The following is a 16,816-nucleotide window of genomic DNA, read 5'->3' as shown; positions in this document are numbered from 1 at the left end:
AAAATATGAAACGTTTCATATTGACGACCAAAAACAAATTTGTTTAGCTGGGTTCATTGCAAAAAGAAGCCGCCAAAGGCTCTGGTGCCTGAACAAGGTGGCATAACGGGAAGAGGTATCATGAAAATCTTGAAAGTAGCAGCTGCTGCTGCAATGACGTTTGCCCTGGCGACAGCCCCGGCAATGGCTGACGATAAACCTGTTGTTGGACTGGTGATGAAATCTCTGGCCAACGAGTTTTTCAAAAATATGCTTGAAGGGGCAAATGCCCATGAAGCGAAACGTGGGGATTATGTCCTCAAGGCTGTGGGTATGCAGTCAGAAGCGGATATCGAGACCCAGATCAACGCCGTTGAAAACTTTATTACCCAGGGTGTAGACGCAATTGTGATTGCCCCGGCTGATTCAAGGGCCCTTGTCCCGCCGCTGAAACGGGCAATGGAAGCCGGCATCGTTGTGATCAACTTTGACGTTGCTCTGGATGAGAAAGCCAAAGAGGAAAACGGTGTTGAACTGGCTTTTGTCGGCCCGGACAATCGGGGCGGGGCAAAGCTGGCCGGGGATGCCCTGGCCCAGAAACTTGGTAAAGGTGGCAAGGTTGTCATCATTGAAGGCAATCCCGGTGCCGACAATGCACATCAGAGAAAGATGGGTTTTGAAGATTCCATCAAGGAAGGTGGACTTGTACTGGTTGAATCCCGTACTGCCCATTGGGAAACCGAGGAAGCCAATACCGTTGCCACCAACATTCTGACAGCAAACCCCGACATCCAGGGGATTATGGCGGCGAATGATTCCATGGCAATCGGCGTGGTGAAAGCTCTGGAATCTGCCGGGCGTTCCAAGGACATTATGGTTGTCGGCTTTGACAATATTCCGGCTGTCAGCCCGATGCTGTCCGATGGTCGTCTCTTGGCAACCGTGGACCAGTTCGGTCAGGAAATGGCAGCAAATGCCATTGATATTGCCCTTGACGTTCTTGCGGGTTCACCCAAACCGCAGGGCTGGGTCAGAACCCCGGTAACGCTTGTGACCGGCGAGAAGTAATTCTTATGAGATCAGCAGGCTGGCGATAGAAACAGAACCACCTGCTGATCCATTTTTTTTCTGGTTTCAGTCAATAAGGCCCGGATTATGGATATCGTCCAGACAAGGGAAGCATCCCAGGGACAAACGGATAATCAGGAGACATTGCAGGATATCTCGCCTGATATCCTCACGGTCAGAGACCTGCACAAAAATTTTGGCGGGGTAAAAGCCCTCAAGGGGGTGAGCCTTTCTCTTCGCGCAGGAGAGGTCCATGCTCTGGTTGGCGAAAATGGTGCCGGAAAATCCACGCTGATCAAAATCCTCACAGGAGTTTTCCAGCCATCAGCAGGTGATATTTTGCTTGATGGACAGGTCTACAAACCGGCAGGCCCCCGAGATGCCAAGTTTCGGGGAATTCAGGTCGTGCATCAGGAGTTCAACCTCCTGCCTCACCTTTCTGTTGCCGAAAACATCAGCTTTGAACAGATGCCCCGGACAAGACTGGGGCTTCTCGATAAAAAAGAGATGGACCGTCGGGCCCGGGTTGCGCTGGATGCAATCGGGTTACAGGACGTGGATGTCAATGCCCGGGTCTATTCGTTAGGGATTGCGCATCGACAGCTGATCGAGATTGCCAGAGCCCTGCAGTCTGACAGCAGAATTCTGATTCTGGATGAACCAACAGCAACCTTGACCGACCGGGAAACCGACCGGCTGTTTAATATCGTTGCAGCTATCCGGGCACAGGGAGTAACGGTGGTTTTTGTTTCCCACCACCTGAACGAAGTCTTTGCCAACTGTGACCGGGTGACGGTTCTCAGAAGCGGAGAGACGATTGTTACGGAAGAAATTTCGGAAACGTCACCAGACCAGCTTGTTGCGCTCATGGTCGGGCGACGTCTTGCCAAGGAAATGGCGTTGGAAAAAACAACGACAGAACTGGGTTCTGTTGCCCTGTCGTTACAGAATTTCAGGGTTGCGAAGTCGCCATATGAAGAGGGCGTTTCTTTTGATCTGCGCTATGGTGAAATCCTGGGGATCGCAGGTCTTGTCGGCGCGGGACGTACCGAATTGCTGCGGGGGATTTTTGGTATAGATCCTGTGGCATCGGGACAGATGATGCGGGAGGGTACGCCAGTTTCTTTTGCATCCCCCCGTGAAGCCATAAAGTCGGGGATCGGTTTTGTGACCGAAGACCGTAAAGACGAAGGTCTCATTCTGGATATGGCAATCGCTGCCAACGTCGCTCTGGCAGCTCTGGAGAAAGTTTCCCAAAAAGGGCTTCTCAATCGTCTGGCGGAACTCAGTCTGGCAGACAGGCTTGGCAGTATGCTGAAACTGAAAAGTGGCGGCCTGTCTGATCGGGCGGCGAGCTTGTCCGGGGGGAACCAGCAGAAGGTTGTTATCGCGAAATGGCTGGCAAGAGATCCAAGTGTTCTGTTGCTGGATGAACCCACCCGGGGGGTGGATGTCGGGGCCAAGGCTGAGATCTATGCGATTATGCGCAGCCTGGCACAAAAGGGTGTTGCAATGCTGGTGGTTTCTTCTGAGCTGCCAGAACTGATTACGCTTTGTGATCGTATTCTTGTCTTGTCAGATCATAGGGTACAGGGCGAAATCCCGCGTGAGGCCTTTTCCGAAGAAGCTATTTTACGTCTGGCGTATCAACGCAAAGATCAGGGAATTTAAAAATGAATGTTGAAGCGACAGGGCTTGCACAGACAGCCTTTACAGGCCGAAAGAAGCTTTCTTTCAAATCGGTGTTGCGAGAGGCCGGGATTGGCTTGGCGCTGGTGGCTTTGGTGATTATCTTTTCAGTGACAACAGAGCATTTTCTTACAGCCAATAATATCACCAATATTTTGACCCAGGTAACAATCAATCTGGTTCTCGCGGTGGGGATGACTTTTGTCATTCTTATTGGAGGAATCGACCTGTCAGTCGGGTCCTTGCTGGCACTTTGCGCGGTTGTTGCAGGCAAGGCGATATCGCTGGATGTGGGCGTGCCAATGGCCATCAGTCTGGCCGTCCTGGCAGCTGTCCTGGCGGGAACAGTTTGTGGCTTGTTAAATGGTGCCATCAGCGCTTTTTGGGCATTGCCGTCCTTCATTATTACGCTCGGGATGCTCAATGTGGCCCGGGGGGCGGCCTTGCATATTTCCGACGCACGGACGATCTATTCTTTCCCTTCTGAATTCAATGCCTTTGGTTCCATGACGTTGTATGGAATTCCAGTGGTTTTCCTGGTTGCGCTGATGCTTGCGTTGTTAGCCTGGTTTGTATTGACACGAACGGTATTCGGGCGACTGCTTTATGGGCTGGGGAATAGTGAAGAAGCAGTTCGTCTGGCGGGGCACTCGGTCTTCTGGTGCAAAGTTGCGGCCTTTACCATCTGTGGCTTTACTGCGGGGATTGCGGCAATCATCTATATGGCCCGCCTGAATATTTCCAGCCCTATTGCGGGTGTCGGTTTTGAACTCAATGCTATTGCTGCCGTGATTATTGGCGGTACCAGCCTTAGTGGAGGGCGCGGGTCAGTCCTGGGTACGCTGTTGGGAGCCTTCATTATCGGGGTGCTGGCCAATGGGCTGATCCTGCTTGGTTTGAGTGATTTTATGCGTCAGATGATTACAGGAGTGGTGATTATCGTTGCGGTCATTCTTGACCACTATCGCGCCAAATATACCCGAAACTGATCTCTGGCCTTACAGCGGACCATCCGGGCGTTGTTAGTTTTGCCTCGTAGCGTCACCTTTTCTTTTTCCTCCCAGAGGTGACGCTACCTTTTCCTGCTAAGGGCTTTATAAATGCCGGAGTTCATGTACATATAGCTGGCTGGGCAGTGTAATGAGACAGTTTTCCTGCTGCAGTGAAAACCGTATTATTCTGACAGTGGTTCGAGATGGCAACAATCAAAGATGTAGCGCAACTGGCGGGGGTATCCGTTGGAACGGTGTCCCGGGTATTGGCTAAAAATGAGACGGTCAAGCCAAGGCTGCAGGAAAAGGTTGAAGCCGCCGTCCGGGAACTGAGATATAAGCCCAATCCGGTTGCCCGGGCCCTGCGAACTAACCGGAGTGATATTATCGGGCTCATTGTTCCCGATATCACGAACCCGTTTTTTGCCCAGTTGGCAAAACAGGTCGAGATGCTCGCTGCCGGGCAGGGACTGTCGGTGATGTTGGCCAACACTCATGATGACCCGGCTTATGAGAAACAGCAGATAGAAACACTGCTTGATCGTTCGCCATTGGGAATACTGGTTGTCTCTGCTTCAGAAGACAATGCCCAGCAACTGGCGACGGATATACCGATTGTCGCCCTGGACCGTACCTTTGTCTCTTATCCCTGTGTTGCAACAGATCATGAAGTCAGTGCCAGCCTTGCTGCGCTCCATCTACTGGAAATGGGACACCTGCGTATCGGTTACGCGGCTGGTCCTTCTGAGACAAGGGTCGCACGTGCTCGAGAGAGTGGATTTGTCGCTGGGCTGACGATTGGTGGTAAAGATCTGGGGGTGAAACCGGATCTGGAGATATTGCGGGGGGCATTTGATTTTACGGCTGGCGAAGAGCTGGGAAGAATTTTCCTTAACCGCCCTGTTTCGCAAAGACCGACGGCAATAGCAACCGCCAGTGACCAGCAGGCCATCGGTATTATGCGAGCCGCCAGAGACCTCAAGATTGAGGTACCACACGAGTTAACAGTTGTCGGCTTTGATGATATTCCTCTGGCGGTCCTTGTCACGCCCCGACTTTCAACAATTCGTCAGTCGATTTCCCAGATGGCCAGTTCTGCGTTGGATCTTCTCGTGCAGTCAAAGGGAATTGGTGAAGATATCAAATACCCGGGACGTCTGATCGTCCGGGGATCTTCGGGACCTGCCCCTGTTTTCTGAGTTAACCTGATCAAGCTTGGGAACATCAGCTGGAGAAAATCTCTGGAACTTGCATGAGTAGTGATAGTCCGCTCTATTGGGGGAGCTATGATCTATTTCATTCTCTATGCCGTTCTGTCCCTCTTTTTGGTTGCTGCCACGCTTGTGCCTCTGTTGCCTCTGGCTCATGGATTGGTAAGAACGTTTGATTTCCCCAGGGTACAGCTTGCAACCCTGTTGTTGGTACTTCTGTTTCTGGGGCCAGTTGTTTTTGACTGGACAGTTGTCCTGTTGGCCTTTTGGAGCCTTTCGGGATTTTGTCTGGCAATTCAGCTGGTAAAAATTATGCGCTATACCCCGTTTGTGAAAGTTCAGGCTCGAACGGCAAAAGCACACACGATTGAACAAGAGCGTGTGATCAAGTTCCTTGTTGCCAATGTGTTGCAATATAACCGCCGTTATGACGACCTCTGTGACCGTATCCAGCAGGAAGATGCAGATATCTGCATCTTTATGGAAACAGATCAGGGATGGGTTGACGCCCTGCAAAAGAGGGCCGGGGATTATGAAAACCGTCTGGAGCGGGCACAGGATAATACTTACGGCATCATGTTATGGTCCAAATTCCCGCTTAAAGAGGCGGAAATCCGTTTTCTGGTAAGAGAAGATATCCCGTCTATACTTGCCTTGCTGTCGGTACCGGAAAGCAGATTTCAATTTCGGCTTTATGTTGTCCATCCCGAACCCCCAGATCCCGTGTCCCATACTGTAGAGCGGGATGCTGAACTTGTTATGGTGGGGATGGAGGCTGCAGATGATCACTTTCCCTGTATTGTCACCGGAGATCTTAACGATGTTGCCTGGTCACGCACGACGGAACGGTTTCAAAAACTGAGTGGCTTGCTCGATCCACGAATAGGAAGAGGTTTATTCTCTTCCTTTCATGCAAAGTACTGGTTTGCCCGCTGGCCACTGGATCATCTGTTTCATAGTGATGACTTCAGTCTGGTGGATATCAAGCGGCTTGCCTATACAGGATCAGATCATTTCCCAATGGTTTTTGAACCGGTTTTTGAGCCAGAGACCGACAGCGAGAATAAACCTGTGATGGCCAATGGTGTCGATAAAGAGGAAGCAAAAGATCTGTTACAGGCAGTAAAGTAGTTTTGTGGCTGGTGAATACGGAATTGTTTTTTTGCTTATTCTGGATGATCCGGGACCTATGGAATTTTTCTGTAAAGCAGTGGGGAAATAACTTACTATAGTTGAGTAAATACTCCGGAAATAACAATCTAGGGGATAATCCCCCGATAATCAGGAGTGTGAGTTTTTGAAAACAAGTCTGCTCGCAACACTTTTATTGTTGTTGCCGTCCTCTCTCCGGGCTGATCCTATCACCTTTGCTTTTCCGGATAGCTATGCACCTTTGGTCTGGAATGATGCCGGGCGAATACAGGGTATCGGAGTGGACGTTCTGAGTATCGCCTTGAAAGAGAAAATGGGCCTTGAGGTGGTTTATAAAAGCTACCCCTGGGCGCGGGCTCAGGAAGAGGTTCGGAAGGGGTATGCAGACGCGTTTGTTACTGTGCCGACCCCGGTGCGACTGGAATACACCGTTTGTAGCAAAGAGCCCCTCACTGTTCTCGAAATTGGTGTTTATACCTATGTAGATCACCCCCGTCGTAATGAACTTCTCCAGATTAAATCTTATGAAGAGCTTGCAGATTTTGTGTTGGTGGAATACCGGGGCAATGACTGGACAAGAAACAAGGCTGATGATCTGAATGTGATCTGGGCAGATACCCTGGCACAGACCTATCGATTACTTGCTGCAAAGCGGGGAGATATCGTTGTCAGGAATAACTTTAATTTCGATTATTTTATGAAGAATAGTGAACTGAGAAATCAGATTGAAAAAATGCCCGGTATTCTTGCATCTTTGCCACTTCATCTCTGTATCGGTAAAGGCTCGGAATATCTATCCGTTCTTCCGGCTTTTGATCAGGCAATAAGCGAGTTGCGAGAGGAAGGGATAATTGAGGCGATTATCTCTGAATACGGGAATGGAACGCTGTCGCCTGATTCATGAGAAAAGGTATCGATGAGACTGTTCTGAAACAAATTTCTTTGATGAAAAAAATACTCTTATTCTCTGGCCGCTTGACCAGAGAATAAGAGCGAGAGGAATAAACAGCAAGATCTAGGCGGGTTTGGTATTATTGTTTCTTGTACACGGATTTCCCGGCTACATATGTGGCTTTGATAGCCCGGTCATCGCCGAGAATCATCAGCGAGAAGAGGATATCCTCAAGAGTTTCCGATACTTCCTGGCGGCTTTCCAGTACGGGCGTCGCCTTGGGGTCGAGCACGACAATGTCGGCCCATTTTCCTGCATCAAGACTGCCGATTTCACTCTCCATTTTCAAACGTTCGGCGTTGCCGAGTGTCGCCATATAGAAGGCATCATGTGCGGTGATCTTGCGTCCTTTGAGCATGGCAACTTTATATGCTTCGCCCAGGGTCTGGAGCATGGAATAGCTGGTCCCTCCACCGACATCTGTGGCAACACCAACACCCACAGGCCGCGCCTGATTGCCGACATGGTCAATGTCGAACAGGCCGGAACCAAGGAAATTGTTTGAGGTGGGGCAGTGCACAACAGTCGATCCAGCTTCGGCCAGCCGGGCACATTCGCGCTCGGACAGGTGAATGCCATGGGCAAAGAAAGAGTTCGGTCCAAGCAGGCCGAAATGATCGTAGATATCTGTATAGTCTTTGGACCAGGGAAACTGGGATTGTACAGTGGCGATTTCGCCCGGACTTTCGGAGAGATGGGTCTGCATGATGCAATCAGGGTGATCGCGGTACAACTCCCCCGTCAACTGAAGTTGGGCGTCTGTCGAGGTCACGGCGAAACGGGGAGTGATGGCATATTTCAAACGCCCCTTGTTATGCCAGCTGTCCAGTAATTCTTTTGACTCTCTCGCGCCGGTTTCCGGATCATCAAGAACCGCATCGGGTGCCAGGCGGTCCATCATGGTTTTACCAGTGAGCAGGGCCATTCCACGTTTTTCAGCGGCAGAAAAAAGAGCTTCAGCACAGGCTTTATGTACAGAACAAAAAGCAAGAGCCGAGGTTGTCCCATTGGTAAAAAGCCGGTCGAGAAAGACTTCAGCCGCCGTAGCAGCATGTTCAGAAGAGCTATAACGAGATTCTTCAGGGAAGGTGAAGCGGTTGAGCCAATCGAGCAGATCTTTGCCAGGGGCAGCCAAAATGCGATATTGCGGGAAGTGGATGTGGGCGTCGATAAAACCGGGTAGAATTAACTGTTCACCAAAATCATCACAGGGCAATCCGGTATAGACAGTAGGCAGATCTGAAAAGGCACCCTGCCAGAGGATACGCCCGGCCTGACCAAGGACGAGTGCGCCCTGTTTTATATAAACGGTACTTTTTTCATTCCCGTTTGTACGGGGATTGGCTAGGAAGTTGACCGTTGATCCCCGGAGAACTCTGGATGGCTGCTGATCGGCTATTGTCATGACATGACCCTATCTGTAGACGTGCTTCATGATTCTGGCGCGCAGGATGTTCCTGCGATTGTCACCAATCACACTCTGAACCCGTTATTTATACCTGTTTGTTATATGATCAGTCCGGGGATTTCATTAATCGCGCGTCAGACTGGTTGTTCCCGGCATCAGCCCCTGCGTGGGGCAGGGGCTGATTTTATCCGGTTTTCCGGGACCGTTATCCGTGCCCCGTTTTTGCATATTATTCCGATATTACCGGAATTTATTGCGGCAACTGATCGTCGATACCCTTGACGTACCAGTTCATGCCGAGGAGTTCACCATCAGAAATGATTTCACCTTCTTTGGCGGCTTCAGTGCCATCCTGTTTAAAGATGGGACCCTGGAAAGGGTGGAAACGGCCGGAAATGATTTTGGCTGTTGTCTTGCCTGCTTCGGCTTTAACATCATCTGGCATGTTGGTGAAGGGTGCCATACCAACCATTTTATCATTGATACCACCCCAGGTGTCAGTAGATTCCCAGGTGCCATCCAGAGCAGCTTTGGTCCGGTTGACATAGTAACTTGACCAGTCGTCAACAATCGCTGTCAGCTGTGAATTTGGTGCAAAAGCGATCATGTCAGAAGCCTGACCAAACCCATAAACACCGTTTTCGCCAGCAATCTGAAGTGGTGCAGTAGAATCTGTGTGCTGGGTGATGATATCTGCGCCCTGACCAATGAGAACCTTGGCTGCGTCAGCTTCCTTGCCTGGGTCAAACCAGGAGTTCACCCAGACAATTTTCAGTTTGAAATCCGGGTTGACGGACTGTGCACCGAGCATGAAGGAATTGATGCCGCGGACAACTTCCGGAATTGGGAAGGAGCCAATATAACCAGCCACGCCGGATTTGGACATTCTGGCTGCGATCTGGCCGATGATATAACGCCCTTCATAGAACCGTGAAGAATAGGTCGAGACGTTATCTGCGCGTTTGTAACCGGTAGCGTGTTCAAATTTTACGTCAGGAAAACGCTTGGCAACTTTCAGTGTAGGCTCCATGAAGCCAAAGGAAGTTGTGAAAATAAGGTTCGCTCCCTGGCGGGCCAGGCGTTCAATTGCACGTTCTGCATCGGGACCTTCATCGACCTTTTCGATGTAGGAGGTTTCCACCTGATCGCCAAGAGCGGCGTCAATCGCGAGACGTCCCTGTTCATGCTGGTAGGACCAGCCATGGTCCCCAATGGGGCCGACGTAAATGAAACCGACTTTTAGTTTATCTGCAGCAGAAGCCGACGTTATCGCAAAAGACATTGCGACAGCAGCGGCAAATCCCAACCATTTTTTCATTGGGTATTCCTCCCTGTTAAGCGAACACTCAACGGCCGTTCATAGGTGGTTCGTCTACGCTGGCCGCTTTGCGCGAAGACGCCGAAACTAGTTGTATTCTTATCCGGTTTATCGATCAGGAACAAAGGATTGACCAATACACGCCGGGGTATTTACACGAGTGAGAGTCTTGTTTCCAGAAATAATAACCAGAGCAATGATTGTCACAAGGTATGGCAGTGACGAAAGAAACTGTGATGGTATACCCAAGCCCTGCGCCTGTACATAGAGACCCATAATCCAGACGGTACCAAAAAGATAGGCACCAATGGCCAGACGTTTGGGTAACCAGGTGGCGAAGACAACCAGAGCCAATGCAATCCAGCCACGTCCGGCGGTCATGTTCTCGATCCACTGTGGCGTATAGGCCAGGGAAAGGTAAGCCCCGGACAGGCCTGCACAGGCGCCACCGAACAGAATACAGGCGTAACGTACCATGATGACGTTATAGCCCAGGGAATGGGCGGAATGGTGATTGTCGCCAACAGCACGGATAATCAGACCGACGCGGGTTTTGAAAAGAACATAGGTTGTGGCGATAACCAGAGCGATAGAGGCGTAAACCAGAATATCCTGCCCAAAAAGAATACGACCAATAAAGGGAATATCGCTTAGCAGTGGAATGGAAACAGGGACGAGCTTGACGCCGGGGAGACCGACAAAGGATTCACCAATCAATCCCGAAAGCCCGAGCCCCAAAAGGGTCAGGGCAAGGCCGGTGGCGACCTGGTTGGAAACCAGAGTCTGGGTCATAAAGGCAAAAATGAATGCCATGCCAATACCAGCCATGATGCCAGCAAAAATACCAAGTGTCGGGGACCCGGTTGTATAGGCTGTGGCAAAGCCACAAACCGCACCCATAACCATCATGCCTTCCACGCCAAGGTTGAGTACCCCGGACCTTTCAACCACAAGCTCACCTATAGCTGCGAGGAGCAGGGGGGTCGAGGCGGTAATGATCGTCAGAATAATTGCCTGTGTACCGTCCATTTGCGTTACTCCGCAGCTGCTTGTTGTGGGGTAACCGGACCGAGGAGTTTGATCCGGTAGAGAATAAGAGTGTCACAGGCGAGAATAAAAAACAGCAGGATGCCCTGGAAGACCTGTGCGGTTTTATCTGATACTCCAAGCACAACCTGTGCCCCTTCTCCCCCGATATAGGTGATGGCTAGCATGATGCCTGCAAAAAACACCCCGATTGGGTTCAGGCGGCCAAGGAAAGCAACAATAATGGCGGTAAAGCCGTAGCCAGGAGAAATGGAGGGTTGGAGTTGCCCACTTGGCCCCGCTACTTCACCAATACCTGCCAGTCCAGCGAGCCCGCCGGAAAGCAGCAGGCAGAACCAGACTGTTTTCTTGCGGGAAAAGCCTGAAAATCTCCCTGCGCGGGGAGAATTACCAATGACCATGATCTCAAAACCTTTGAGGGTTCTGGACATCAGGATGCTCAAGATGATTACCGCGACAATGGCGAGAATAATTCCGATATGAACCCGACCATCTCCGAGTGTCGGCAGGAGTTGCCAGCCTTCAAAAGGAATTGACTGGGGGAAGTTATAGCCTTTCGGATCCCGCCAAGGCCCGCGAACCAGCCAATCAAGGATCAACTGGGCAATGTAGACCAGCATCAGACTGGTCAGGATCTCATTGGCATTAAAGCGGTTTTTGAGAAAAGCAGGGATTGCGGCAAAAGCAGCCCCGCCGATGGCGCCACAAACAAGCATGGCTACAAGGGTCAGGGGAGACTGCCAACTGGTAAAGAATATCGGTACAATAGACCCAAAGGCTGCGCCCATGGTCAACTGGCCTTCTGCGCCAATATTCCAGACGTTAGCCATATAACAGATGGATAGTCCGGCCCCGATCAGGATCAGAGGAGCAGCCTTGACCAGAACTTCCTCGATCGACCACATGCTTGTTACTGGCTCGATAAAGTAGACATACAGCGCTTCAAGGGGGTTAAGTCCCTGAAGAGCAAAAATGATAGCCCCGGTAACTACTGTCAGAAAGATAGCCAGTAAAGGCGACATCAGGGTCATGAATTCCGAATGTTCGGAACGCTTTTCCAGAATCAGTCTCATGCGCTTGCCTTTTCAGTGATGTGGCTGTCTTTTTTCTCGTGTGCCCCGGCCATCATCAGGCCGATGCTTTCAAGGGAAAGCTCGCTGGCGGGAAAGGCTTCTGACAGCTGTCCGCGAGAGATAACAGCGATGCGATCCGCAATTTCAAAGATCTCGTCAAGGTCCTGCGAGATGACCAATACTGCGGAACCAGAAAGCGCAAGATCTATCAGGGCCTGACGGATCAGGGCCGCAGCACCCGCATCAACACCCCATGTCGGCTGGTTGATCACCAGAACCCTGGGTTTGCGATCAAGTTCGCGTCCGACAACAAATTTTTGCAGATTGCCACCAGAAAGGGCCCGGGCTTCCGGGTCCGGCTTTCCTTTGCGGACATCATAATCCTGGGTAATCCGTTCATTGATTGCAATGGCTTTGGCCCGGTCAAGAAAACCGGAACTGGAGAGGCCATCATCGTCAGAATGACGGGTCAGAATGATGTTTTCAGAAAGGGTGAAACCGGGGACCGCCCCATGTCCAAGGCGTTCTTCCGGCACAAATCCGGACGAATGGCGACGTCGTAAAGTGATGTTGTCCAGACCACAGTTCCGTTCGTTGATACATATACTTTCGGCAGTGCTTGAAAGACGTTCACCGGAAATGGCATCGAACAGCTCGGACTGTCCATTGCCAGCGACCCCTGCAATAGCGACGACCTCGCCAGCTCTGACATCCAGTTCAATGTTCCGCAAAGCAACACCAAAGGGGCCATCAGCTTTTTGGCTAAGGTTGTTGAGTTTTAACAGGCTTGCACCCGGAGACGATACCCGATTGCTGTTAATAGCATGAACGTCTGCACCAACCATCAAGCGTGCGAGGCTGGCGGCGGTTTCTTTTTGCGGATTGACTGTACCCACGACTTTACCGTGTCGCAGGATGGTCGAGTCATGACAGAGCCTTTTGACCTCATCCAGGCGGTGGGAAATATAGAGGACGGCGCAGCCTTCGCTGGCCAGCCGTTCAAGCGTGAGGAACAGCTGGTCGGCTTCCTGAGGCGTTAATACAGCTGTGGGCTCATCCATGATGAGCAGGCGAGGTTCCTGAAGCAGGCAGCGAACGATCTCGATACGCTGGCGTTCGCCGACGGAAAGATCCGCAACCAGTGCCGTTGGTTCCAGGGGCAGGCCATACTCACTCGAAACCTGGCTGATTTTTTTGGAAAGTTCGCCAAGATCGATGTCACCGGGGAGTGCCAATGCAATGTTTTCTGCGACGCTCAGGGCTTCAAACAGCGAGAAATGCTGAAACACCATGCCGATCCCGAGTTTTCGCGCGGCAGCAGGATTGGCAATGTTGACTGTTTCACCCAACCAGCGCAACTCGCCGACTGTGGGCTGCAGGGCACCATAGATAATCTTGACCAGCGTAGATTTCCCGGCGCCGTTTTCCCCTAGGAGCGCATGGATTTCTCCGGGTGAAATTTTCAGGGTTACATCACTGTTGGCCGCAAGGTCACCAAACATTTTGGTGATGTTGCGTGCCTCTAGTAGATACTCTGCTCTAGCCGCAGTTCCACCTTTTACGGATAATTTCTCCGTCACATGCCGGCCCTCCCGTTGCCGTGATTATTTCCTGGTCTCAGGCTTTTTAGCCTTCTTCGGCGATTCTGAACACCGATTGTTGTTTACCAAGAATTTCTTCATCCCGCACGAGCAGTTCGGCTGTTACCGAAACTGCGATAGCGGCAGGATGTTTTGAATGAATACCTGTGATCCCGATGGGACAGACAAGTTTATCTATGGTCTCTGTTTCTAGCCCTGCTGTGTGCAATCTGTTGCGGAAGCGGGCTTTTTTTGTTTCTGAACCTATAACGCCAACATAAGCAAAGCGCCTGGTTGCGAGTGCTGCATGAACAAGTTCAAGATCCAGCGCGTGGCTATGGGTCATGATGACAATAAAGCTCCCGTCCGGTGCTGCATCCAGAGCTGCGACGGGATTGTGTGTAAAGTGCTTTTCAACATTGGACGGGACCAGAGAAGGGAAAGATTCTGCTCGGGAATCAATCCACTTCAGGTCGAATTGTAAAGCCGCCATATTAAGCATCAGGGCGCGGCCGATATGACCTGCACCAAAAAGGTAAACTTTGCGCCGTTCTTCACCAAAACATTCCTGTAAACAGCCTTTTCTGTCGAAAGAGATGCTGCTGGGCTGGTTTGGAGAGCCGATTGTAACCTCTCTTTTGATGCAATCCTGTTTTGGTGTCCCTTTTGTGAAAAAAGGTCCTTGGATTTCCTGTTCAGCCAGAGCCCGGACTTCGGGGAGTTGTGCTTTGGAGAACACCTCTATCAACAAGCGGACCACGCCGCCACAACATTGGCCCAGCTGTGGCCCCAGAGCATGTTTGCTCCAGTGAATCTGCGCGTGCGAAGATTTCATATGTTTCTGGGCGTCGGCCAGAACCCGCCATTCCAGTGTTCCGCCGCCGATGGTTCCATGAAATCCACCATCGGGTCGGATAACCATTCTGGTTCCGGCTTCACGCGGGGCAGAGCCCTGAACCTCGATCATGGTCACAAGGGCACAACAGCTGTTCTGTTCCAGTTGTTTTGCAAGAAGTGACCAGACCTTCATTTCAGTCTCCACTTTTCATCAGCTTGACCGCGGCCAGAATATTTTCCGGTGTCGCGGGGGTGCTGAGTTGGGGAAGAACGCCGGGCTTAAGTGAGGCGATAGCGTTGGTTATCGCTGAAAAAACGGCCGTTGCCAGCATGACCGGAGGTTCGCCTACCGCTTTGGAGCGATAGATTGTATCTTCGCGATTGCCAGGTGAATCCCAGAGTTTGACCCGGAAATCTTCTGGCAAATCGGATGCTGTCGGTATTTTGTAAGTCGAGGGTGCGTGGGTGCGCAGGCGGCCCTGGTCGTCGTAAACCAGTTCCTCTGTGGTTAGCCAGCCCATACCCTGGACAAAACCACCTTCGATCTGGCCGATGTCCAGCGCGGGGTTCAGGGATTTTCCCACGTCGTGCAGAATATCAACCCGGTCAATGACCATTTCCCCGGTCGAGGTATCAATTGTGACTTCTGCACAGGCGGCCCCATAGGCAAAATAGAGAAAAGGTCGTCCACTTTTGCTGTCCCGGTCCCAGGTTATGTTGGGCGTGGCATAGTAGCCGGTTGAGGAAAGAGACACCCTTTGCAAAAAGGCTTGCTGGGTCAATTCGGCAAAGGTGATTTTTTGCTGTCCGATCTGCACGTGATTATTGGCAAAGGAAACAGCAGATTTTTCAATCTGGTAAAGCCGCGCTGCGAGGTCGATCAGACGTATTTTGATCGTCTCGGCAGCCAGTTTGGCGGCCATGCCATTGAGATCTGTACCCGATGAGGCTGCTGTTGGGGCCGTATTCGGAACCTTGTCAGTCGTCGTCGCTGTGATTTGTACGTTTTCGAGGTCAATTCCGAATTCCTCTGCAACAACCTGGGCAACTTTGGTATAGAGGCCTTGCCCCATTTCTGTTCCGCCGTGGTTCACCTGGACCGAACCGTCGGTGTAGACATGAACCAATGCGCCAGCCTGATTGAGGTGCTTCAGCGTAAAGGAAATTCCAAACTTCAGTGGGTTCAGGGCCAGTCCTTTTTTAAGGAAAGGGCTTTTGGCGTTAAAGGCCGCGATTTCCTGACGACGCTTGCGATAGTCACTGGTCTGTTCCAACTCCCCGACCAGTTCTTCCAGGATATTGTCTTCGACCTTCATGCCAAAGGGGGTGATATCCCGACCAGAACCGCCGTAAAAATTGGTTCTACGGACATCAAGCGGATCGAGTCCAAGCTTGATGGCGATGGCATCCATCATCCGTTCTGAAAAGACCATGCCCTGAGGACCACCAAAACCGCGAAAGGCAGTATTGGAAACGGTGTTGGTTTTTATCCGATGGGAGGTGATCCGGTTCTCAGGGTAATAATAGGAGTTGTCTGCATGAAACATGGTGCGGTCATTAACACCGAGAGACAAATCAGCCGAACAGCCGCAGCGGGCGAGGAAATCAACTTCGACTGCAGAGATCTTGCCCTTCTCATCAAAGCCCGCCTGCCAGTCGCAACGAAAATCATGGCGTTTGCCTGTCATGATCATATCGTCGTCCCGGTCAAGGCGCATTTTAGCCGGGCGACCCGTTATATGTGTGGCCAATGCGGCGAGGCAGGCCCATTGAGCCGCCTGTGATTCCTTGCCACCAAAGGCGCCTCCCATCCGGCGGCACTCACAGACAACAGCGGCGTCTCTGATCTTGAGCATCTTGGCAATAAGGTGCTGGATTTCTGTCGGGTGCTGTGTCGAGGTATGGACAAGAATTTCTCCCTGATCCTGCGGAATTGCCAGAGAGACCTGGCCTTCGAGATAAAAGTGTTCTTGTCCCCCAATACGAAAAGAGTCGGAGATTGAAAGCGGGGATGCTTTTATCGTTTCAGCAGGGGTACCCCGATTGAACTCGTATGTGGGAAGAACCGAGGCATCCCGAGCCATACCATCTTCGGCCGTGACCATGGGAGTCTCGGCAACGATCTCTATGCGGGCCAGTTTTGCGGCTTTTCTTGCTTCAATATGGCTTTGGGCAACGACAGCAAAAATGACCTGTCCATGAAATTCAATTCTATCGTCTGCAAGAATGGGGTCCCCGCCAAAGGAAGGGCTACAGTCATTCAGGCCGGGGATATCGGCAGCAGTGAGTACCGCGACAACACCGGGGGCAGAACGTACAACCTCGAGATCAAGGGATTTGATTTTTCCACAGGATTCCCTGGCATAACCAGGTGCCAGATGGAGCGTACCACGGGGTTCGCGAATGTCGTCGATATAGAGGGCATTGCCGCGAACGTGACGGTCTGCACTATCGTGCTTGGTTGCTTTGCCGACGTTGAGAGCAGGTGATGAGGCTTTTTTCAACATAAC

At 51.3% G+C, this 16,816-nt stretch carries 13 protein-coding genes; 6 read left to right on the top strand and 7 right to left on the bottom strand.

All coding sequences use genetic code 11. The features are described from left to right. Window positions 1–120 precede the first annotated feature (120 nt). The 6 genes from O4H49_RS05790 (at window position 121) to O4H49_RS05765 (ending at window position 6,995) form a co-directional block, all read left to right on the top strand. Window positions 121–1,047, top strand: coding sequence for a sugar ABC transporter substrate-binding protein (locus O4H49_RS05790; RefSeq protein ID WP_269422492.1), 927 nt, complete (start codon window positions 121–123; stop codon window positions 1,045–1,047). 87 nt (window positions 1,048–1,134) lie between these two features. Beyond that, a complete protein-coding gene (locus O4H49_RS05785) occupies window positions 1,135–2,718 on the top strand; it encodes a sugar ABC transporter ATP-binding protein (protein WP_269422491.1) in 1,584 nt (527 codons plus the stop codon). A 2-nt stretch (window positions 2,719–2,720) separates the two neighbouring features. Next, window positions 2,721–3,725, top strand: coding sequence for an ABC transporter permease (locus O4H49_RS05780; RefSeq protein WP_269422490.1), 1,005 nt, complete (start codon window positions 2,721–2,723; stop codon window positions 3,723–3,725). Between the two features lie 206 nt (window positions 3,726–3,931). Then, window positions 3,932–4,927, top strand: coding sequence for a LacI family DNA-binding transcriptional regulator (locus O4H49_RS05775; protein ID WP_269422489.1), 996 nt, complete (start codon window positions 3,932–3,934; stop codon window positions 4,925–4,927). 87 nt (window positions 4,928–5,014) lie between these two features. After that, complete coding sequence (locus O4H49_RS05770) at window positions 5,015–6,070, top strand: endonuclease/exonuclease/phosphatase family protein (protein WP_269422488.1); 1,056 nt, start codon at window positions 5,015–5,017, stop codon at window positions 6,068–6,070. A gap of 166 nt (window positions 6,071–6,236) precedes the next feature. Then, on the top strand, window positions 6,237–6,995 hold the full coding sequence (locus O4H49_RS05765; RefSeq protein WP_269422487.1) for a substrate-binding periplasmic protein: 759 nt from the start codon (window positions 6,237–6,239) through the stop codon (window positions 6,993–6,995). A 127-nt stretch (window positions 6,996–7,122) separates the two neighbouring features. On the opposite strand, the gene guaD is transcribed toward O4H49_RS05765, so the two are convergent. The 7 genes from guaD to xdhB all read right to left on the bottom strand — a co-directional run bounded on the left by guaD (window position 7,123) and on the right by xdhB (window position 16,813). After that, a complete protein-coding gene (gene guaD / locus O4H49_RS05760) occupies window positions 7,123–8,448 on the bottom strand; it encodes a guanine deaminase (protein ID WP_269422486.1) in 1,326 nt (441 codons plus the stop codon). 253 nt (window positions 8,449–8,701) lie between these two features. Continuing rightward, a complete protein-coding gene (locus O4H49_RS05755) occupies window positions 8,702–9,769 on the bottom strand; it encodes a BMP family ABC transporter substrate-binding protein (protein WP_269422485.1) in 1,068 nt (355 codons plus the stop codon). 108 nt (window positions 9,770–9,877) lie between these two features. Beyond that, window positions 9,878–10,798, bottom strand: a complete 921-nt coding sequence (locus O4H49_RS05750; protein ID WP_269422484.1) for an ABC transporter permease — start codon at window positions 10,796–10,798, stop codon at window positions 9,878–9,880. A gap of 5 nt (window positions 10,799–10,803) precedes the next feature. Further along, window positions 10,804–11,889 (bottom strand): ABC transporter permease, encoded by a 1,086-nt coding sequence (locus O4H49_RS05745; RefSeq protein ID WP_269422483.1) that lies wholly within the window; start codon window positions 11,887–11,889, stop codon window positions 10,804–10,806. Then, the gene (locus O4H49_RS05740) at window positions 11,886–13,469 is read right to left on the bottom strand and encodes an ABC transporter ATP-binding protein (protein ID WP_269422482.1); all 1,584 of its coding nucleotides are present in this window, start codon (window positions 13,467–13,469) and stop codon (window positions 11,886–11,888) included. The genes O4H49_RS05745 and O4H49_RS05740 overlap by 4 nt, the downstream gene beginning before the upstream one ends. 46 nt (window positions 13,470–13,515) lie before the next feature. Further along, window positions 13,516–14,499 carry a xanthine dehydrogenase accessory protein XdhC gene (xdhC, locus tag O4H49_RS05735; protein ID WP_269422481.1) on the bottom strand — a complete coding sequence of 328 codons (984 nt, stop codon included), beginning with the start codon at window positions 14,497–14,499 and terminating at the stop codon, window positions 13,516–13,518. Window position 14,500: 1 nt separating this feature from the next. Then, on the bottom strand, window positions 14,501–16,813 hold the full coding sequence (gene xdhB, locus O4H49_RS05730; RefSeq protein WP_269422480.1) for a xanthine dehydrogenase molybdopterin binding subunit: 2,313 nt from the start codon (window positions 16,811–16,813) through the stop codon (window positions 14,501–14,503). Between the last annotated feature and the right edge of the window lie 3 nt (window positions 16,814–16,816).

It is taken from the genome of Kiloniella laminariae (assembly GCF_027214005.1).
Taxonomy (GTDB): Bacteria; Pseudomonadota; Alphaproteobacteria; order Kiloniellales; family Kiloniellaceae; genus Kiloniella; species Kiloniella laminariae_A.
This window is presented reverse-complemented; position numbering and strand designations above follow the sequence as displayed.